Origin of the sequence: Agromyces humatus (assembly GCF_021228295.1) — a bacterium.
GTDB classification, from domain to species: Bacteria; Actinomycetota; Actinomycetes; order Actinomycetales; family Microbacteriaceae; genus Agromyces; species Agromyces humatus.
This window is the reverse complement of record NZ_JAJQPD010000001.1, coordinates 155,457-175,756: the sequence shown is the minus strand read 5'-3', so window position 1 is coordinate 175,756 and position 20,300 is coordinate 155,457. Positions and strand designations below refer to the sequence as shown.

Sequence of the window (20,300 nt, the reverse complement as noted above, 5' to 3'; positions counted from 1 at the left end):
CAGTCCGGCGGCCGCGCCCGAACGCGGCCGCCGGACCACCCCCTGACGCCACGAACAGGTAAGGCAACCATGACCGACCACGCCGTGCTCGCCCTCGAGCACATCGGCCTCCGCATCGGCGGTGCGCGCATCCTCGAGGATGTGTCGCTGCAGGTGCCCGCGGGCGAGATGCTCGGGGTGATCGGCCCCAACGGCGCCGGCAAGACGACCCTCTTCAACGTCATCTCGGGCGTCGTGCGACCCACCGAGGGCACCGTGCACCTCGACGGGCGCGACGTCACCCAGCAGCCGATCCACCGCCGAGCCGCCGCCGGCCTCGGGCGCACGTTCCAGACGTCGAGCCTGTTCCCGGCACTCACCGTGCTCGAGAACGTGCGGCTTGCGGCCCAGGCGCACACGGGGCATGCGACATCCGTCTTCCGCACTCCTCGTCGCACGGATGCTGCGACCGCGGCCGCGCGCACCGCCCTCGCCGAGGTCGGCCTGGCCGACCGGGCCGGCACCGCCGCCGCGGGGCTCGCGCACGGCGAGAAGCGCAAGCTCGAGATCGCGATGCTCATCGCCATGGATCCGAAGGTCATCCTGCTCGACGAGCCGATGGCCGGGGTCGCCTCGGGCGACATGCCAGCGATCACCGAGGTCATCCGCGGCCTGCACCGCGGCGGCCGCACCGTGCTCATGGTCGAACACCACATGGAGGTCGTACTCGGTCTCGTCGACCGGGTTGCGGTCATGCACCACGGCGAGCTGCTCGCCGTCGACACCCCCGAGGCCGTGATGGCGAACCCCACGGTGCAGTCCGCCTATCTTGGAGAGCCGGTATGAGCGAGCCCATCCTCGTCGTCGACGGCCTGAACGGCCGCATCGCCGGGCAGCAGGTCGTCGAGGACATCTCCTTCGAAGTCCCGGCCTCGGGTGTGACCGCCCTGCTCGGCCGCAACGGGGTCGGCAAGACCTCGACGATCAAGTCCATCCTCGGACTCATCGACCGCACCGGTGCGGTGCACCTCGGCGGAGAGCGCATCGACCGGCTGCCCACGCACCGCATCGTGCAACGCGGCGTCGGCTACGTGCCCGAAGACCGCGAGATCTTCGGCTCGCTCAGCGTCGCCGAGAACCTGCGGCTCGCCGAGCGCGACGACCGGCCGCGCCGAGAGCTCATCGAGCGGCTGTTTCCCGACATCCACGCCCGCCGCGCCCAGCGCGCCGGCACACTCTCGGGCGGCCAGCAGCAGATGGTGTCGCTCGCGAGGGCGCTCGTGAACGAGAACCGGCTGCTGCTCGTCGACGAGCCCACGAAGGGACTCGCCCCGCGCATCGTCGACGAGGTCGCGGCCGCGCTCGCCGAGGCCGCTGCGACCGTGCCGATCCTCCTCGTCGAACAGAACCTGCACGTCATCCGCAAGCTCGCCGAGCGCGTCGTCGTGCTCTCGGGCGGCCGCGTGGTGTTCACCGGGTCGGCCGCCGACCTGCTCGACGACGAGGCGCGCATCCAGCGCTACCTCGGCGTGCACGACGCCACCGACGACCGTGCCGCTCCGGCGCACGCCCCCGACCACGACGCCGCCACTGCGATACCCGTCGCCGACACCACGGAGGAACTCCGATGAGCACCGTGCTCCTCCTCGTCATCACCGGGCTCGGGCTCGGCGCCCTCTATTTCCTGGTCGCCAGCGGTCTGTCGCTCATCTACGGGCTCATGGGCGTGCTGAACTTCGCGCACGGCTCGTTCCTCACGATCGCGGCCTTCATCGGCTGGGAGGTCGGGCGCCGGGTCTCCGACGGCACCTGGTGGGGGCTGCTCGTCTCGGCGCTCGTCGGCATGATCGTCGGTGCCGTGGTCGCCGCGGCCACCGAGTACTTCCTCATCCGCCGCCTCTACGAGCGGCATATCGAGCAGGCGCTCATCACCGTCGGCCTCGCACTCGCCACGGTCGCCCTCTTCGAGGGCATCTGGGGCACCGACCCGATCTACACGGCCCGACCCGAGTGGCTGACCCAGACCACTGAGATCCTCGGTGCCAAGATTCCGAACGACCGGTTCCTGCTCATCGTGTGCGCGGCCCTCGTGCTCGGCGGCATCGTGCTCTTTCTTCGGAAGACCCGTTACGGGCTGATCATCCGAGCCGGCGTCGAGAACCGCTCGATGGTCACCGCGCTCGGCATCGACGTACGGCGCTCGTTCACGCTCGTGTTCGCGATCGGCGGTGCTGCCGCCGGACTCGGCGGCGTGCTCGCCTCGGTCTACTACGGCTATGTCTCGGCGCACCTCGGATCGGTGCTGCTCATCTTCGCGTTCATCGTCACCGTCATCGGCGGGCTCGGCTCGCTGACGGGTGCGGCGATCGCGTCGGTGCTCGTGGCGGTGCTCCAGCAGTTCGCCAACTTCTACCTCGGCGGCACCGGCGACCTCGTCGTCGTCATCGCCCTCGCCGCGGTGCTGCTCGTGCGCCCGCGTGGACTCATGGGGAAGGTCGCATGAACCAGCAGCTCACCGATTCCGCGCCCGCTTCGACGGGCTCGGCGACCGAGGCGCCCGCACCGGCACCCGACGGCAGGGCCGGCGGCGCGACATCCGGCCGGCGACCGCTCGTGCTGCTCATCGGGGGCATCGCGCTCGTCGTCGTGCTCGCGATCCTGCCGCTGCTCGCGATCGAGATCCCTGGCGTGCTGCCCGGGCCGACGTACACGCCGGGAACCCTGCAATTGCTCGCCTACGCGATGCTCATCGCGGCGCTCGCGCTCAGCTACCGCATGATGTTCGGCCTGGCCGGGCTGCTCTCGTTCGGGCATGCGCTGTTCTTCGCCGCGGGGGCATACGGACTCGGCATGGCGCTCGAGTACTTCGCGCCCGTCGAGTGGCAGAGCGAGCTCATCTTCCTCGCGTCGATCGTCGTGACGCTGATCTTCGGCATCGTGCTGGCCGCGACCGTGGGGTCGCTGGCACTGCGGGTCACGGGCATCTCGTTCGCGATGGTCACGCTCGCCTTCGCGCAGGCCGGGTCGGTGCTCATCCGCCGCAACCCCGGCGGCGCGACCGGTGGCGACGAGGGCCTCTCGCTCGACATCGCGAACGTGCCCGATGCGCTCGTGGGGGTGCTGAACACGAGAAATCTCTACTGGCTCTCGCTCGGCATCCTCGTGTTCGTGTACCTCGTCGTGCTCTGGGTCGAGCGCAGCCGCGCCGGGCACGTCGCCGAGGCGACGCGCGAGAACGAGTTGCGCGTCCGGGTGCTCGGCATCCGTCCGTACCAGGTGAAGTTCCTCATCTTCATCGTCGCGTCGACGCTCGCCGCGATCGCCGGCATGGGCTACCTGCTGCTGCAGTCGGGCGCGTCGCCCCGGGTCGCGACGGCGGATTTCACCCTCACGATCCTCGTGATCGTGGTACTCGGCGGGGTGGGGTATCGCTGGGGCGCGATCGTGGGCGGTATCGTCTACACACTGCTCGACCAGCGGCTCACGGCGCTCGCGGGCTCCGACTTCATCGCAGGTCTGCCCGCCGTGCTCCGCGTGCCGCTGTCCGAGCCGCTGTTCATTCTGGGAACGCTCTTCATCCTCGTGGTGCTGTTCCTGCCCGGGGGGATCGCGGGAATCCCGCAACGCATCCGAACCGGTCGGAAGCAGCACCCGGTCGAATCGGAGGAGGCCGCGGATGCCTGACGGTCTGCACACCCTCGGTCGCTGGACCCGCGATCGGGCCCGGGCGACCCCCGAACGCATCGCGATCGACGACCGCGGCGTCGTCCTCAGCTACCGCGAGCTCGACGTCCGCGCCGAGCGCCTCGCCGTGGCCCTGCGCGCCGCGGGCTATGTGATCGGCGATCGCGTCGCCACGATCACCGGCAACAGCTCCGACCACGTGGTGCTCTTCTTCGCGTGCGCGAAAGCCGGCCTCACGCTCGTACCGCTGTCGTGGCGGCTCGCGCCGCGCGAGCTCGCCGAGCAGCTCGAGATCGCCGAGCCGGCGCTGCTGCTCGTCGAGACCGAGTTCGAGTCGGTCGCGAAGGCGACGCTCTCGCGACTCGCGCGCCGCATCCCGACCGCGCCGCTCGGCGCGCACGGCGTCGAGTCCGACGTTCCCGCGCCCGCGGGCGACCCGCGGCACGGGTCATCCGCCGCCGTTCGCGATGTCGCCGACGACGACGCCCTGCTCATGATCTTCACCTCGGGCACCACGGCGAAGCCGAAGGGCGCGGTGCTCACCCACGCCAACTGCTTCTGGACCAACCTCTCGTTCTCGCGCATCGCCGAGATCGGTCCCGGCGACAGCGTGCTCGCGGTGCTGCCCCAGTACCACGTCGGCGGGTGGAACATCCAGCCGCTGCTCGCGTGGTGGACCGGGGCGACGGTGGTGCTCGAACGCACCTTCGACCCGGCACGCGTGCTGCACCTCATTCAAGAGCGACGCATCACGACGATGATGGGCGTGCCCGCCAACTACCTGTTCCTCGCGCAGCATCCCGACTTCGAGCGCACCGACCTGTCGAGCCTCGTGCACACGATCGTCGGCGGTGCGCCGATGCCTCCGGCGCTGCTGCGCACGTGGCACGCCCGCGGCATCGCGCTCACCCAGGGCTACGGACTCACCGAGGCGTCGCCCAACGTGCTCTGCCTTCCCGACGACGACGCGCTCGGCCGCGCGGGCTCGGCCGGAAAGCCGTACCCGCACGTCGATGTCGCCGTCGCCGATCCGGTCACCGGCGAGCACCTCGAGGGCGAGGCCGAGGGTGAGCTGCTCGTGCACGGGCCATCGGTGTTCGCCGGCTACTTCCGTGACCCGGCCGCGACCGAGGCGACGCTCGTCGACGGCTGGCTGCGCACCGGCGACCTCGTGCGGCGCGACGCCGACGGCTACTTCACGATCGTCGACCGCATCAAGGACATCTACATCTCGGGCGGCGAAGGCGTGGCGCCCGCCGAGGTCGAGGCCGTGCTCATGGGGCACCCGGCCGTCGCCGACGTCGCCGTCGCCGGGGTCCCCGACGAGCGGTGGGGAGAGGCCGGCGTGGCGTGGGTCGTCGTCACCCGCGGGCGCGCGACCGACGCCGCGGAACTGCTCGAGTTCGCGGCCGGCTCGCTCGCGCGCTACAAGGTGCCGCGCGAGGTGCACTTCGTCGACGCGCTGCCGCGCTCGACCGCGGGCAAGGTGCTGCGACGCGTGCTCGTCGAGAGCTCGCAGCCGCCGGTTGAGGAGCGTCCGACGACGGAGGATGCGTCTCGAAGCCGCGAGACGAACATCGAGCGGGTTGAGGAGCGTCCGACGAAGGAGGATGCGTCTCGAAAGACACCCCGCGGGCGACCGGGTTTCGAGACGATCGCTGCGCGACCTCCTCAACCCGCGGGTGAGGAGGACGCGCGATGAGCGCGGCACCCCGCACGGCACGGGGCGAGAAGACCCGGCGCAAGCTGCTCGAGGCCGCAGAGCACGTGTTCGCGGCCAACGGGTACCACGAGGCATCCGTCTCTCGCATCACCGATGTCGCCGGCGTCGGACAGGGAACCTACTACCTCTACTTCGACTCGAAGCTCGCGATCTTCAACGAGCTCGTCGAAGATCTCAACCATCGCGTGCGTCAGGCGATGAGCGAGGGCGCGCGCGGCGCCTCGAGCCGGCTCGAGGCCGAGCGGGCGGGCTTCGCCGCGTTCTTCCGCTTCACGGCCGAGCACCCGGGCCTCTACCGTGTCGTGCGCGAGGCCGAGCAGGTGTCGCCCGATGCGCTTCGACTGCACTACACGCGCATCGTCGAGGGGTACATCGACGGCCTCCGCGACGCGTTCGACGACGGTGAGATCAGTGATATCGACCCGACTGTGGCCGCGTGGGCACTCATGGGCATCGGTGAGATGATCGGCATGCGCTGGGTGCTCTGGGGCGACCCCGATGCGGCGCCCGGCGCCGGCGCAGACCCCACCGCGAGCGGCACCCGTGAGGTGCCCCAGCACGTGCTCGACGAGATGATGCGGTTCATCGAGGGAGCCCTCGGGCGCCCTGGGACCGCAGGAACGCGGCGCGCCGACGCGCCCCAGAAGGAGGAATCGTGACCGATCTGAGCGGACGGCGGGCGGTCGTGACCGGCGGCGCGAGCGGCATCGGCGAGGCGTGCGCGCGCGCCTTCGCCGCGGCCGGCGCCCACGTCGTGATCGCCGACCTGAACGGCGAGGCCGCCGAGCAGGTCGCTCGCGCGGTCGGCGGCGAGGCCTGGCAGGTCGACCTCGGCGACACCGGCGCGCTCGCCGACCTCACGCTCGACGCCGACATCCTCGTCAACAACGCCGGCATCCAGCACGTGCGCCCGATCGAGCAGTTCGAACCCGAGCGGTTCTCGCTCATCCTGCGCCTCATGCTCGAGTCGCCGTTCCTGCTCATCCGCGCGGCCCTGCCGGGCATGTACGAGCGCGGATTCGGCCGCGTCATCAACATCTCGAGCGTGCACGGCCTGCGCGCCTCGCCGTTCAAGTCGGCGTACGTCGCCGCGAAGCACGGCCTCGAGGGGCTGTCGAAGGTCACCGCCCTCGAGGGCGGCCCGCACGGCGTCACCTCGAACTGCATCAACCCCGGGTACGTGCGCACGCCGCTCGTCGAGAAGCAGATCGCCGACCAGGCTCGTCTGCACGGCATCCCCGAAGACGAGGTGCTGCCGAAGATCATGCTCACCGAGTCGGCGATCAAGCGCCTCGTCGAGCCCGCCGAGGTCGCGAGCCTCGCGCTGTGGCTGGCGAGCCCCGAGGCCGGCATGGCGACCGGCGCGAGTTACGTCATCGACGGCGGATGGAGCGCGCGATGACCGAGACCACCTTCGCTGCACCCGTCGCCGGCGGCGACCTGGCCGGCGGGCAATGGCGAGCGGATGCCCCGGACCTCGCGGTGCTCGCGGTGCACGGCATCACGGCGAGCCATCGCAACTGGGACCTCGTCGCCGACGCCCTGCCCGATCGACGGGTCATCGCGCCCGACCTGCGCGGCCGAGGCCGCAGCAACGGCCTTCCGGCGCCCTACGGGATCGAGCAGCACGCCGACGACCTCGCCGCGACCCTCGACGCGCTCGACGTCGAACGCGTCTACGTGCTCGGTCACTCGATGGGCGCGTTCGTCTCGGTGCGATTCGCCGAGCGACACCCCGAACGGGTCGCAGGCGTCTCCCTGATCGACGGCGGGCTGCCGGTGCCGAGCCCCGAGGGCATCGCGCCCGCGGACCTGCCGAAGGTGTTGCTCGGGCCGGCCCTCGACCGGCTGTCGATGACGTTCCCCAGCCGCGCCGACTACGTCGAGTTCTGGCAGCGGCATCCGGCCCTCGGGCCGTACTGGAACTCCGCGATCGAGGCGTACGTGCAGTACGACCTCGACGGAGACGAGCCGGCGCTGCGCAGCTCGGCGAGCGCCGCCGCCGTCGCGGTGAACGCGGTCGAGCTCGACGGCTCGGCGGGCTACACCGAGGCACTGCTCGCGACTCGCGGGCCGGTCGACTTCTTCCGCGCGCCGCGGGGCCTGCTCGACGGGGCGCCGCTCTACGCCGAGGAGCTCGCCGCCGAGTGGGCGGTGCGGATGCCGCAGCTGGTCGTGCACGACGTCGCCGACGTCAACCACTACACGATCGTCATGTCGGCCCTCGGAGTGGATAGTGTGATGCCCGTCATCCGCGACCGCATCCAGGCCGCGCAAACACAGGAAGGTGCATCGTGACACTCGACAAGGTCGTCGGGTCCGCTCAAGAGGCGGTCGCCGACATCCCATCAGGAGCAAGCCTCGCCGTCGGCGGGTTCGGGCTCTGCGGCATCCCCATGGTCCTGATCCAGGCGCTGCTCGACGCGAGCGTCGACGACCTCTCGGTCGTCTCGAACAACTGCGGCGTCGACGACTGGGGTCTGGGCGTGCTGCTCGCGAAGCAGCGCATCGCCAAGATGACCTCGTCGTACGTCGGCGAGAACAAGGAGTTCGAACGGCAGTACCTCTCGGGTGAGCTCGAGCTCGAGCTCACCCCCCAGGGCACCCTCGCCGAGAAGCTCCGCGCCGGCGGCAGCGGCATCGCGGGGTTCTTCACGCAGACCGGTGTCGGCACGCAGGTCGCCGAGGGCGGGTTGCCGCGCCGGTACCACGCCGACGGCACCATCGCGGTCGCGAGCTCGCCGAAGCAGGTGCAGTCGTTCGACGTCGACGGCCAGTCGCGCGAGTTCGTGCTCGAAGAGGCCATCACCACCGACTTCGCGCTCGTGCACGCCCTGAAAGGCGACCGGTTCGGCAACCTCGTGTTCGACAAGTCGGCCCGCAACTTCTCGCCGCTCGCGGCGATGGCGGGCCGGGTCTGCATCGCCCAGGTCGAGGAGATCGTCGAGGCGGGCGAGATCGACCCCGACGCCGTGCACCTGCCCGGCATCTACGTCGACCGCATCGTCGTCGTGGGGCCCGACATCGAGAAGCGCATCGAACGTCGCACCGTGTCCGTCGAGAACGCGGCATCCCGCGAGATGCCCGAAGGAGCCTGAGCCATGGCACTCACACGTCTTGAGATGGCGGCCCGCGCCGCGAAGGAGCTCTCCAACGGTTCGTACGTGAACCTCGGCATCGGGCTGCCGACGCTCGTGCCGAACTACGTGGCCGACGACGTCACGATCCTGCTGCAGTCCGAGAACGGCATCCTCGGCGTCGGCCCGTACCCGACTGAAGACGCCGTCGACCCCGACCTCATCAACGCCGGCAAAGAGACGGTCACGGTGCTGCCCGGCGCCGCGTACTTCGACTCGGCGACGAGCTTCGGCATGATCCGCGGCGGCAAGATCGACGCCGCCATCCTGGGCGCCATGCAGGTCTCGGCGGCCGGCGACCTCGCCAACTGGATGATCCCCGGCAAGATGGTCAAGGGCCCCGGCGGTGCCATGGACCTCGTCCATGGCGCCCGCCGCAAGATCGTGCTCATGGAGCACGTCGCCAAGGACGGCTCGGCGAAGATCGTGAACGAGTGCTCCCTGCCGCTCACGGGCAAGGGCGTCGTCGATCGCATCATCACCGACCTCGCCGTCATCGACATCACGCCCGAGGGGCTCAAGCTCATCGAACTCGCACCCGGCGTCACCGTCGACGAGGTCGTCGCCGCCACCGAGCCGCCGCTCGACACCTCAGCGGTCGAATAGCTGTTCTCGTCGGTCGAGTAGGCCCGTCAGGGCCGTATCGAGACCCACCTCTCACGAAAGGCAACACCATGGTCGACACGATCTTCCCGGGCATCACCACCAACCGGGTCGAGACCGATCGCCTCACAGCCAATGTGCTCGAGCGGCCATCGGAATCCGCGACGAAGATCGTGGTGTTCGTGCACGGCAACACGTCGTCGTCGCTGTTCTGGCAGCCGATGATGCTGGCCCTGCCCGATGACGTGCGGGCGCTCGCCGTCGACCTGCGCGGTTTCGGCGACAGCGAGACGCTCCCGGTCGACGCGACGCGCGGCGTTCGCGACTTCTCCGACGACGTGGCATCCGTCATCGAGGCGCTCGACCTCGGTGCGGTGCACGTCGTCGGCTGGAGCCTCGGCGGTGGCGTCGCGATGCAGCTGGTGCTCGACCGCCCCGACCTCGTCACGAGCCTCACGCTCGTCGCGCCGGTCTCGCCGTACGGGTTCGGCGGGACCGGCGCCGACGGCTCGCTCCTGACACCGGATGCCGCGGGCACGGGTGGCGGGGGAGCGAACCCCGACTTCATCGCCCGCCTCGCGCGCGGCGACCGCAGCGACGAGCCGGGGTCGCCGCGTGCGGTGTTCCGCGCAACGTATGTCGTACCGGGCTTCGAGGCCGAGCACGAAGACGTCTGGGTCGAGTCGATGCTCACGACCAAGACCGGCATCGACAACGACCCGGGCGACTCGACGACCTCCGACAACTGGCCGGGCTTCGCCCCGGGCAGCCGGGGCGTGCTCAACACCCTGGCGCCGTCGCTCTTCAACACCACGGCGATCGTCGACCTCGAATCGAAGCCGCCGATCCTCTGGATCCACGGTGCTCAAGACGCGATCGTCGGCGACGCCTCGTTCTTCGACCTCAACCAGCTGGGCAAGGCGGGCATCATCCCGGGCTGGCCGGGCGACGACGTGGCGCCGCCGCAGCCGATGATCCAGCAGACCCGTGCGGTGCTCGAACGCTACCGAGCGGCGGGCGGCGCGGTCACCGAGCTCGAGCTCGAGAACTGCGGCCATTCGCCGCACCTCGAGCGCCCCGACGAGTTCCGCGCGGCGCTGCTCGACCTGATCGGCTGAACCCGCGCGTGCCGGCGTCCCGATTCGGTGACGCCGACGAGGAGCACCCGAGACGGCGCCACGGCTTCGATATCAGATCGTGACGCGTCACGGATGGCTCGCTTGCCGCGACGCTGTCACGATCATCACAGGCACGCACCTGCTGCCCATCCCTCCCGATAGGTGTCCGATGCCCCGAATCCACCGCGCTGGCGCTCTTACCGCGCTCGCGCTCGCGCTTGCATGGGCCCTGACCGGATGCTTCGGGGGTTCGCCTGCGGCGGCGCCGGCCCCCGACGCCGAAGCACCGGCGGCAACCGCGGAGCCGACACCGAGCGCCGCGCCGGTCGATCCGCTCACGACGGTCACCGCGATCGTCGCGCGACCCGAATCGCTGGAGCTGCGCGACGCCTCCGATGCGGTGGTCGCCGAGTTCGGCTACCTCGATGACGTCGACCAGGCGATCGACTCGCTCACCGTGGTCTTCGGTGCCGACCCGACGGCAGAGGATCATCCGGGCTCCAGCCACTTCTCGCCTTCCACGGCGCACCGATGGGGTGCGTTCGAGCTCTGGGAACGGCGGTATGTCGACCGCTGGGCTGAATTCGCCGGGCAGGAGCGCACGTTGTACAAGCCGAGCTTCGGCGTGATCTTCACCGGGCCGAACTCCGCGGGGGTCGCGCTTGCCACCGAGCAGGGCGTCGTCGCCGGCGCATCGTGGGCGGAGCTCTCGGCGATGCCGGGCCTGCAGATCAACCCCAGCGGCTGCTCGGGGCCGTACCTCGACTACACGACGCATGAGGAGACATGGCCCGACGGCACGGTGCACGAGCAACGGTTCGGCGTCGACTTCGTCGTGAACGGTGACGGGTCGAGCATCGCGCGGGTCCGCGCCCCGCTTCCGATCCACGAAGACGGCTGCGCCTGAGGCATCCCGCCCGGCGCTGGGGGTTCGCCCGGCGATCCGGAAGTAGACTCGGACACGTGCCTGCTGTGAATCTCGGAATGCCCAAAGTCCCTGAGGTCTTGGCCCCGCGACGCAAGTCGCGCCAGATCAAGGTGGGCAAGGTGCTCGTCGGCGGCGACGCCCAGGTGAGCGTGCAGTCGATGACCACGACGCCCACCACGAACATCAACGCCACCCTGCAGCAGATCGCCGAGCTCACCGCATCGGGCTGCGACATCGTGCGGGTCGCGGTGCCGAGCCGCGACGACGCCGAGGCATTGCCGATCATCGCCAAGAAGAGCCAGATCCCGGTGATCGCCGACATCCACTTCCAGCCGAACTACGTGTTCGCCGCGATCGACGCGGGCTGCGCGGCGGTGCGCGTGAATCCGGGCAACATCCGCAAGTTCGACGACCGCGTCGGCGAGATCGCCAAGGCCGCGAAGGCGGCCGGCGTGAGCCTGCGCATCGGCGTGAACGCCGGTTCGCTCGACCCGCGCCTGCTCGAGAAGTACGGCAAGGCGACGCCCGAGGCGCTCGTCGAGTCGGCCGTGTGGGAGGCGAGCCTCTTCGAGGAGCACGACTTCCACGACTTCAAGATCTCGGTCAAGCACAACGACCCGATCGTCATGGTGAAGGCCTACCGCATGCTCGCCGAACGCGGCGACTGGCCCCTGCACCTCGGCGTCACCGAGGCCGGGCCGGCCTTCCAGGGCACGATCAAGAGCGCCACCGCGTTCGGCATCCTGCTGAGCGAGGGCATCGGCGACACGATCCGCGTGTCGCTCAGCGCCCCGCCGGTCGAAGAGGTCAAGGTCGGACTGCAGATCCTGCAGTCGCTGAACCTTCGCGAGCGCAAGCTCGAGATCGTCTCGTGCCCCTCGTGCGGCCGCGCGCAGGTCGACGTCTACAAGCTCGCCAACGACGTCACCGACGGGCTCGAGGGCATGACCGTGCCGCTGCGCGTCGCGGTCATGGGCTGCGTCGTGAACGGACCCGGCGAGGCCCGCGAGGCCGACCTGGGCGTCGCGTCGGGCAACGGCAAGGGGCAGATCTTCGTCAAGGGCGAGGTCATCAAGACCGTCCCCGAGTCCGAGATCGTCGAAACCCTCATCGCCGAGGCGCAGCGCATCGCCGACGAGATGGGCGCCGACGCCCCGGTCGGCTCGCCGCAGGTGCTGACCCCGTAGTCGCCGGCGGCCGCCGCGAGTACAGTGGGCGGCACCGGATGCCCCACCGGCGTCCGTGCGCGAGAGGGGATCGCGATGAGCGGCGAGAAGTTCGAGTTCGAGTATCCCGACCAGGCCGGCTATCCCGACGGGATGGGAACGCTGCACGAGGGCGTCGACGAGGACAACGAAGCAGGCACCGACGACCGTGCCGACGACGCCGCGACGGCGGCAGAACACGACCTCGAGGAGTTCGCGCTCGACGACGAGGAGGACGTCGACGGCAACGTCTGACGCGTTCGGGCACCGTCCGAACACGGCGCCTTCGAACGGCGGATCGCCGGTTGCCGAGCTTCGGTCCGACTCAGTCCGCGAGCGCGAACTGCACGGCGCCCGAAGCGATGTCGGCGCTGGCGAGCACGACGGCGATGCGCTCGCCCGAACGCGTCCGATCGCTCGCTGGGCAGGTCGCCGTGACCGCGGGGTCGGCGAGCTGCACGACCGCGCGATCGTCGCGCAGTTCGAGCACGGTCGCGTCGAAGCGCTCGCCGACGCGATCGGCGAGCACGGCCGCCTCGACCCTGGCCACCGACGCCGATTCGAGCTGGCTCGCCCGCTGCGACGAGGCACCCATGAGCGAGGGGAGCGCCGCGAGCGACTGTCGTGCCCAGCCCGGCACCTCTCGGCCCGCGCTCACCGCCTCGCACACGACGAGGCCCCACCGGTCGACGAGTCGACGCAGGGGCGCGGTGACGTGCGCATATGGCGCCGCGATCGCCGATTGCATGGGGTCGCGCGGCACAGTTCCGTCGAACGCCTCGTAGCCTGCGCCGCGGAACAGTCCTCCGGCAGCGCGCATCACGGCGAGGCACGCCGGGTCGGTGCGATCGAGGCCCCGCAGGTACTCGCCGTACGAGACCGACTCGGGCCATGGCCGCCCGAGCGCCTCGGTCTGCGTGCGGAATGCGGCGATGCGCGACGCATCAGGCGCCGGCATCGTTCGGAGGATCCCGACCCGGGCATCGACCATGAGCTGTGCCGCGGCCATCCCGGTCATGAGCGAGAGCTGCGCGTTCCAGTCCTCGACCGCCAGCAGGCTGCGCCACTCGAGCGCGTAGCCACCGTCGGAGCGCACGATCTCGGCCTCGGGCGAGTTCAGGCTCGCTCCGCCGCGTGCCCGCTCCTGCTCGATGCGAAGCAGGCCGATCTGCTTCAGCAGGCCGAGCGGCCCGTCTGCTGCGCCGGCGTCGATGCGCTCCTGCGCCTCGATATAGCTCAGTCGCTCGCGTGAGCGAACGATCGCGCGCTCGAGCCGGGTGCCGACGACCGCGCCCGCCTCGTCGAGGTCGAGCGCCCACACGTAGGCGCTCCGGTCGACGCCGGGTAGCAGTGAAACGCGATCCTCGCTGAGCACGGGCGGATGCAGCGGAATGCGGCCGTCGGCCGCGTAGAGCGTCTGCCCGCGCTCGCGCGCTTCGAGATCGACCGCGCGATCGGGGGTGACGAAGCCCGGGACATCCGCGATCGCATAGTGCACGGTGTACCCGCCCTCGCGACGTGCGAGGTGCAGGGCCTGATCGAGGTCCATCGAGCCGACCGGGTCGATCGTGAGGAATTCGAGGTCGCGCCGGTCGCGTTCGGGCGGCGGCGAAGCGGATGTCGCGGCCTCGGCCTCGGCGAGCACCTCGGCCGGGAACTCGGCGGGCAGCTCGAGCGACGCGCGCAACTCGGCGAGCGCGACGGCGAGTTCGCTCTGCGCGACGGATGCTGCGATGTGCGACCGGAGGGCGGACATCTGCCCAGCCTACGGCGGGTGGGCGCGACGAGGGGAGGGCGTGAAGTCGCGACATCCGCTCGCCTTCTAGACTGGGCGGGTGCCCACACGCCTGACCAACTACTTCCTCCGTACGCTCCGCGAAGACCCCGCCGACGCCGAGGTGACGAGCCACAAGCTGCTCGTGCGCGCCGGCTACATCCGCCGTCAGGCGCCGGGGGTGTTCGCGTGGCTGCCGCTCGGGCTGCGGGTGAAGGCGAAGATCGAGGCGATCATCCGCGAAGAGATGACGAACGCGGGCGCGCACGAGGTGCACTTCCCGGCGCTGCTGCCGCGCGAGCCCTACGAGGTCACCAACCGGTGGACCGAGTACGGCGACGCGCTCTTCCGCCTGCACGACCGCAAGGGCGCCGACTACCTGCTCGCGCCCACGCACGAAGAGGTGTTCACGCTGCTCGTGAAAGACCTCTACAACTCGTACAAAGACCTGCCCCTGTCGATATACCAGATCCAAGACAAGTACCGCGACGAGGCGCGGCCGCGTGCCGGCCTGCTGCGCGGCCGCGAGTTCACCATGAAGGACGCGTACTCGTTCGACGTGTCCGATGAGGGTCTCGATGCCTCGTACCAGGCGCAGCGCGACGCGTATGAGCGCATCTTCGCGCGCCTCGGGCTCGAGTACGTCATCGTGCAGGCCGATGCGGGCGCCATGGGCGGCTCGAAGAGCGAGGAGTTCCTGCACCCGACCCCCGTCGGCGAAGACACCTTCGTACGCTCGGCCGGGGGGTATGCGGCGAACGTCGAGGCGTTCCAGACGATCGTGCCCGAGTCGCTGCCCGTCGACGGCCAGCCTGCGCCGGTCGTGTTCGACTCGCCGAACACGCCGACGATCCTGACCCTCGTCGACCACGTCAACGAGCACGAGCCGCGCACCGACCGTGCTTGGCGTGCCGCCGACACGCTCAAGAACGTCGTGCTGGCGCTCACCCACCTCGACGGCAGGCGCGAGCTCGTCGTCGTCGGCATGCCCGGCGACCGCGAGGTCGAGGTCAAGCGGGCCGAAGTCGCGTTCGCCCCCGCCGAGGTCGAGGCGGCCACCGAATCCGACTTCGCGAAGCACCCCGGCCTCGTCAAGGGCTACATCGGACCCTGGTCGCCCGAGGGTCCCGTGCTCGGCGAGGAGTCTGCGAGCGGCATCCGATTCCTCGTCGACCCGCGCGTCGTCGAGGGCACCGCGTGGGTGACCGGCGCGAACATCGACCAGAAGCACGTGCTCTCACTCGTCGCCGGTCGCGACTTCGTCGCCGACGGCGTGATCGACATCTCCGACGTGCGCGCCGGCGACCCAGCGCCCGACGGCTCGGGCCCGGTCGAGCTCGCTCGCGGCATGGAGATCGGCCACGTGTTCCAGCTCGGCCGCAAGTACGCCGAGGCGCTCGGCCTCAAGGTGCTCGACGAGAACGGCAAGCTCGCGACCGTCACCATGGGCTCCTACGGCATCGGCGTCACGCGCATCCTCGCGATCCTCGCCGAGGGCAACAACGACGAGAAGGGCCTCGTGTGGCCCGCCGCCGTGGCGCCGTTCGACGTGCACGTGCTCGCGACCGGCAAGGACGCCGCGGTGTTCGACACCGCCGAGACGATCGTGGCCGCGCTCGAGGCATCCCGATTCGACGTGCTCTACGACGACCGGCCCAAGGTATCGCCGGGCGTGAAGTTCGGCGACGCCGAGCTCATCGGCGTGCCCAAGATCGTGATCGCGGGCCGCGGCGTCGCCGACGGCGTCGTCGAGGTCTGGGATCGCGCAACGGGCGAGCGTACGCAGGTGCCGATCGACGGGGTCGTCGCCGCGCTCTCCTGACCGCCCGAAGGCGCGAGCGGATGACCCGCCCCGCGTCAACCGGTATCGTTGAGTCCTGCCGACTCCGAGGGGAGAGCGGCACTGAGAGCTGAATAGAGGAGGCCGGCGATGGATATCGACCTCAGCGTGCTTCGCATGATGGAGCGCGAGAAGGAGATCCCGTTCGACGAACTGGTGGAGATCATCGAACAGGCCATCCTGATGGCCTACCTGAAGCACACCAATCCGGGGCAGCACGGCCATGCGAACCCGAACGGGGCTCGCGCGCACCTCGACCGCAAGACCGGGCACGTCTCGGTGTTCGTGCCCGAGCTCGACGACGAGGGAAACGTCATCGGCGAGGCCGAGGACTCGCCGAGCGACTTCGGTCGCATCGCGGCATTCGCGGCGAAGCAGGTCATCAACCAGCGCCTGCGCGACCTGGCCGACGACGCGGTGCTGGGGGAGTTCCGCGGGCGTGAGGGCGATATCGTCGCCGGCATCATCCAGCAGGGTCCCAACCCGAAGATGGTGCACATCGACCTCGGCACGGTCGAGGCGATCCTGCCGCCCGAAGAGCAGGTGCCGGGCGAGGAGTACCCGCACGGCCAGCGCATCCGCGTCTACGTGACGAGCGTCGCCAAGGGCACGAAGGGCCCGTCGATCACGGTCTCGCGCACCCACCCCGCACTGGTGCGCAAGCTGTTCGCGCTCGAGGTGCCCGAGATCGCGTCCGGCGTGGTCGAGATCGTCTCGCTCGCTCGCGAGGCCGGGCACCGCACGAAGATCGCGGTGCGTGCGAACCAGCCGGGCGTGAACGCCAAGGGTGCGGCGATCGGCGAGCTCGGGCAGCGGGTCCGCGCGGTCACGGCAGAGCTCGGCGCCGAGAAGATCGACATCGTCGACTGGTCCGACGACCTCGCCACGTTCGTCGCGAGCGCCCTGTCGCCGGCCAAGGTCACGAGCGCGTTCGTCATCGACGAGTCGACACGCGCCGTCCGCGCCCTCGTGCCCGACTACCAGCTCTCGCTCGCGATCGGCAAGGAGGGCCAGAACGCCCGTCTCGCAGCCAAGCTGACCGGCGCGAAGATCGACATCCAGCCCGACTCGATCCTCGAGTCGAACTGACGTCTGCCGTGCGCTCGCCGGCCGTGTCGGCGGGCGCACAGCTCAGAGGTGTAACATGGAACCCGTCAGAACGTGCATCGGATGCCGTTCGCGCTCCCCGCGATCCTCACTTCTGAGGGTCGTCACCCAGAACTCCCACGTCATCGCAGATGATTCGGCTGTGCTTCCGGGAAGGGGTGCGTGGCTGCATCCGTCACTCGAGTGCTACCGGCTCGCCGTGCGGCGACGCGCGTTCACCCGCGCACTTCGCGTCCGCGGCGAACTGGACACCAGCAACGTAGAGAACAGGCTGAAGGCAAATGGACAACTCATGAGCGGCTCGAAATGAGACCCGTCCGCCATTGATGGTCCGCCCCTGTCCGGGGTCGGGCCCGGAACAGGAGAGAAGTGGCTGCCAAACCACGTGTACACGAGATCGCATCCGAACTCGGTGTCGACAGCAAGATCGCGCTTGAGAAGCTCAAGCAGATGGGCGAGTACGTCAAGGGACCCTCGTCGTCCATCGAACCCCCCGTCGCGCGCCGCCTGAAGGCGGCGCTCGAAGCCGACGGCGCCGCGGCCAAGGCAGCGGCGCCCGCCCCTGCCGCCGCGGCCAAGCCCGCGTCGTCGACCGTGAAGCCCGGCGTCAAGCCCGGCCCCAAGCCGGCCGCCAAGCCCGTCGTCGAGGAGCCCGAGGCGCCGGCGCCGGCGGCGCCCGTCGCCGAGGTGCCCCTCACGGTCGCCGAACGTCAGGCCCAGGCTGAAGAGAAGGCCGCGCACGCGGCTGCCGAGAAGGCCGAACAGCAGGCTGAGCAGGCTGAGAAGCCCGCCGCTGCCGCCGCTGCCACCGCCTCCGACGTCGCGAAGCCGTCGACCGGTCCCAAGCCCGGCGGCGCGGTCCCGCGCCCGGCCGGCGCCCCTCGCCCCGGTGCTCCTCGCCCCGGCAACAACCCGTTCTCGAGCTCGCAGGGCATGGGCTCGCGTCCGGCTCAGCCTCGTCCGGGCAACAACCCGTTCTCGAGCTCGCAGGGCATGGGACAGCGGCCGAGCCCCGGCAACATCCCGCGCCCGCAGGCGCCGCGGCCAGGTTCGCCGCGCCCCGGCGCTCCCCGCCCGGCCGGCGCCGGCGGCCGCCCCGGCGGCGGCTTCCAGCGTCCCGGCGGCGGTGGCGGCGCAGGCGCTCGTCCCGGCGGTGCCGGCGGTGGCTTCCAGCGTCCCGGTGGCGCGCCAGGCGGCGGCTTCGGCGGCCCGCGTCCTGCGGGTGGCGGCGGCCGTGGTCGTGGCCCCGGCGGCGGTACGGCAGGTGCCTTCGGTCGCGGCGGTGGCAAGAGCAAGTCGCGCAAGTCGAAGCGTACGAAGCGGGCCGAGTTCGAGATGCGGGAGGCCCCGTCGCTCGGCGGCGTGAGCGTTCCCCGCGGCGACGGCAACACCGTCATCAGGCTGCGTCGCGGCTCCTCCATCTCCGACTTCGCCGACAAGATCGATGCGAACCCCGGTTCGCTCGTCACCGTGCTGTTCCACCTCGGTGAGATGGCGACGGCGACCGAGTCGCTCGATGAGGCGACCTTCGAGGTGCTCGGCGCCGAGCTCGGCTACAAGATCCAGGTCGTGTCTCCCGAAGACGAAGACCGCGAACTCCTCGAGGGCTTCGACATCGACCTCGACCAGGAGCTCGAGAACGAGACCGACGACGACCTCGCGGCGCGTCCGCCGGTCGTCACCGTCATGGGTCACGTCGACCACGGTAAGACCCGCCTGCTCGACGCCATCCGCAACGCGAATGTCGTCGCGGGCGAGGCCGGTGGCATCACGCAGCACATCGGCGCCTACCAGGTTCACACCGAGCACGAGGGCATCGACCGCGCGATCACCTTCATCGACACCCCCGGTCACGAGGCGTTCACCGCCATGCGTGCCCGTGGTGCGCAGGTGACCGACATCGCGATCCTCGTGGTCGCGGCCGACGACGGCATCATGCCGCAGACGATCGAGGCGCTGAACCACGCGCAGTCGGCGAACGTGCCGATCGTGGTGGCGGTGAACAAGATCGACAAGCCCGACGCGAACCCCGCCAAGGTGCGCCAGCAGCTCACCGAGTTCGGCCTCGTGGCCGAGGAGTACGGCGGCGACGTGCTGTTCGTCGACGTCTCGGCTCGTGAGGGCATCGGCATCCAGGAACTGCTCGACGCAGTGCTCCTCACCGCCGACGCCGGACTCGACCTGCGCGCGAACCCCGACAAGGACGCACGTGGCGTCGCGATCGAGGCGAAGCTCGACAAGGGACGTGGTGCGGTCGCGACCGTGCTCATCCAGTCGGGCACGCTCCGGGTCGGCGACGCGATCGTCGCGGGCACCGCCTATGGCCGCGTTCGTGCGATGGCCGACGAGAACGGCGACGCGGTCGCCGAGGCGACACCGGCTCGCCCGGTGCAGGTGCAGGGCCTCTCGAGCGTTCCGCGAGCGGGCGACACCTTCCTCGTCACCGAGGAGGACCGCACGGCCCGCCAGATCGCCGAGAAGCGCGAGGCGGCAGAGCGCAACGCCCTGCTCGCGAAGGCGCGCAAGCGCATCTCGCTCGAGGACTTCACCCGTGCGCTCGAAGAGGGCAAGGTCGAGTCGCTCAACCTCATCATCAAGGGTGACGTGTCGGGTGCCGTCGAGGCGCTCGAGGAGTCGCTCTTGAAGATCGAGGTCGACGAATCGGTGCAGCTGCGCATCCTCCACCGCGGTGTGGGTGCCGTCACTGAGAGCGACATCGACCTCGCGACGATCGACAACGCGATCGTCATCGGGTTCAACGTGCGCCCCGACGTGAAGGCGCGGGAGCGTGCCGCCCGCGAGGGTGTCGACGTGCGCTTCTACTCGGTCATCTACAACGCGATCGACGACATCGAGAACTCGCTCAAGGGCATGCTCAAGCCCGAGTACGAAGAGGTCCAGTCGGGCGTCGCCGAGATCCGCGAGGTGTTCCGCTCCTCGAAGTTCGGCAACATCGCCGGTGTCATCGTGCGGTCGGGAACGATCACGCGAAACGCCAAGGCACGCGTCATCCGCGATGGCGTCGTCGTCGGCGACAACCTCGCGATCGAGTCGCTGCGCCGGTTCAAGGACGACGTCACCGAGGTCCGCACGGACTTCGAGGCGGGCATCGGCCTCGGCAAGTTCAACGACATCCAGGTCGGCGACGAGATCGAGACCATCGAGATGCGCGAGAAGCCTCGCGCCTGATCGAACGGCCGGG

The 20,300-nt window shown here is 70.1% G+C and carries 19 protein-coding genes; 18 read left to right on the top strand and 1 reads right to left on the bottom strand.

Annotated features, from left to right (window positions below):
* Positions 1-69 precede the first annotated feature (69 nt).
* The 14 genes from LSF15_RS00850 to LSF15_RS00785 all read left to right on the top strand — a co-directional run bounded on the left by LSF15_RS00850 (position 70) and on the right by LSF15_RS00785 (position 12,632).
* Entirely contained in the window at positions 70-825 is a 756-nt protein-coding gene (locus LSF15_RS00850) for an ABC transporter ATP-binding protein (protein WP_232496635.1), read from the top strand.
* Positions 822-1,610: an ABC transporter ATP-binding protein gene (locus LSF15_RS00845; protein WP_232496634.1), complete on the top strand. Its 789-nt coding sequence runs from the start codon at positions 822-824 to the stop codon at positions 1,608-1,610. The genes LSF15_RS00850 and LSF15_RS00845 overlap by 4 nt, the downstream gene beginning before the upstream one ends.
* Positions 1,607-2,482, top strand: coding sequence for a branched-chain amino acid ABC transporter permease (locus LSF15_RS00840; protein WP_232496633.1), 876 nt, complete (start codon positions 1,607-1,609; stop codon positions 2,480-2,482). The genes LSF15_RS00845 and LSF15_RS00840 overlap by 4 nt, the downstream gene beginning before the upstream one ends.
* Positions 2,479-3,663, top strand: a complete 1,185-nt coding sequence (locus LSF15_RS00835) for a branched-chain amino acid ABC transporter permease (RefSeq protein ID WP_232496632.1) — start codon at positions 2,479-2,481, stop codon at positions 3,661-3,663. The genes LSF15_RS00840 and LSF15_RS00835 overlap by 4 nt, the downstream gene beginning before the upstream one ends.
* The gene (locus LSF15_RS00830; RefSeq protein WP_232496631.1) at positions 3,656-5,365 is read left to right on the top strand and encodes a class I adenylate-forming enzyme family protein; all 1,710 of its coding nucleotides are present in this window, start codon (positions 3,656-3,658) and stop codon (positions 5,363-5,365) included. Before LSF15_RS00835 ends, LSF15_RS00830 begins: the two co-directional genes overlap by 8 nt.
* A complete protein-coding gene (locus LSF15_RS00825) occupies positions 5,362-6,045 on the top strand; it encodes a TetR/AcrR family transcriptional regulator (protein WP_232496630.1) in 684 nt (227 codons plus the stop codon). The genes LSF15_RS00830 and LSF15_RS00825 overlap by 4 nt, the downstream gene beginning before the upstream one ends.
* Entirely contained in the window at positions 6,042-6,788 is a 747-nt protein-coding gene (locus LSF15_RS00820) for a 3-hydroxybutyrate dehydrogenase (protein ID WP_232496629.1), read from the top strand. Before LSF15_RS00825 ends, LSF15_RS00820 begins: the two co-directional genes overlap by 4 nt.
* Positions 6,785-7,684, top strand: a complete 900-nt coding sequence (locus LSF15_RS00815; protein ID WP_232496628.1) for an alpha/beta fold hydrolase — start codon at positions 6,785-6,787, stop codon at positions 7,682-7,684. The genes LSF15_RS00820 and LSF15_RS00815 overlap by 4 nt, the downstream gene beginning before the upstream one ends.
* Positions 7,681-8,484: a CoA transferase subunit A gene (locus LSF15_RS00810; RefSeq protein WP_232496627.1), complete on the top strand. Its 804-nt coding sequence runs from the start codon at positions 7,681-7,683 to the stop codon at positions 8,482-8,484. Before LSF15_RS00815 ends, LSF15_RS00810 begins: the two co-directional genes overlap by 4 nt.
* A 3-nt stretch (positions 8,485-8,487) precedes the next feature.
* Positions 8,488-9,129, top strand: coding sequence for a CoA transferase subunit B (locus tag LSF15_RS00805; RefSeq protein ID WP_232496626.1), 642 nt, complete (start codon positions 8,488-8,490; stop codon positions 9,127-9,129).
* A 68-nt stretch (positions 9,130-9,197) separates the two neighbouring features.
* Positions 9,198-10,244 (top strand): alpha/beta fold hydrolase, encoded by a 1,047-nt coding sequence (locus tag LSF15_RS00800; RefSeq protein WP_232496625.1) that lies wholly within the window; start codon positions 9,198-9,200, stop codon positions 10,242-10,244.
* Positions 10,245-10,413: 169 nt separating this feature from the next.
* Complete coding sequence (locus LSF15_RS00795; RefSeq protein WP_232496624.1) at positions 10,414-11,151, top strand: hypothetical protein; 738 nt, start codon at positions 10,414-10,416, stop codon at positions 11,149-11,151.
* Positions 11,152-11,228: 77 nt separating this feature from the next.
* Positions 11,229-12,359 (top strand): flavodoxin-dependent (E)-4-hydroxy-3-methylbut-2-enyl-diphosphate synthase, encoded by a 1,131-nt coding sequence (gene ispG / locus LSF15_RS00790; protein ID WP_232496623.1) that lies wholly within the window; start codon positions 11,229-11,231, stop codon positions 12,357-12,359.
* A 75-nt stretch (positions 12,360-12,434) separates the two neighbouring features.
* The gene (locus tag LSF15_RS00785; protein WP_232496622.1) at positions 12,435-12,632 is read left to right on the top strand and encodes a hypothetical protein; all 198 of its coding nucleotides are present in this window, start codon (positions 12,435-12,437) and stop codon (positions 12,630-12,632) included.
* 70 nt (positions 12,633-12,702) lie between these two features.
* Here LSF15_RS00785 and LSF15_RS00780 read toward each other — a convergent pair whose 3' ends face one another.
* Entirely contained in the window at positions 12,703-14,133 is a 1,431-nt protein-coding gene (locus LSF15_RS00780) for an RNB domain-containing ribonuclease (protein WP_232496621.1), read from the bottom strand.
* A 79-nt stretch (positions 14,134-14,212) separates the two neighbouring features.
* Between LSF15_RS00780 and LSF15_RS00775 the strand changes: the two genes are divergently transcribed.
* From LSF15_RS00775 to infB, 4 genes are all read left to right on the top strand, one after another.
* Positions 14,213-15,973: a proline--tRNA ligase gene (locus LSF15_RS00775; protein WP_232496620.1), complete on the top strand. Its 1,761-nt coding sequence runs from the start codon at positions 14,213-14,215 to the stop codon at positions 15,971-15,973.
* Between the two features lie 108 nt (positions 15,974-16,081).
* Positions 16,082-17,080, top strand: a complete 999-nt coding sequence (gene nusA / locus LSF15_RS00770; RefSeq protein ID WP_231048353.1) for a transcription termination factor NusA — start codon at positions 16,082-16,084, stop codon at positions 17,078-17,080.
* A 55-nt stretch (positions 17,081-17,135) separates the two neighbouring features.
* Entirely contained in the window at positions 17,136-17,408 is a 273-nt protein-coding gene (locus tag LSF15_RS00765; protein WP_232496619.1) for a YlxR family protein, read from the top strand.
* Between the two features lie 59 nt (positions 17,409-17,467).
* On the top strand, positions 17,468-20,287 hold the full coding sequence (infB, locus tag LSF15_RS00760; protein WP_232496618.1) for a translation initiation factor IF-2: 2,820 nt from the start codon (positions 17,468-17,470) through the stop codon (positions 20,285-20,287).
* The last annotated feature ends 13 nt before the right edge of the window (positions 20,288-20,300 follow it).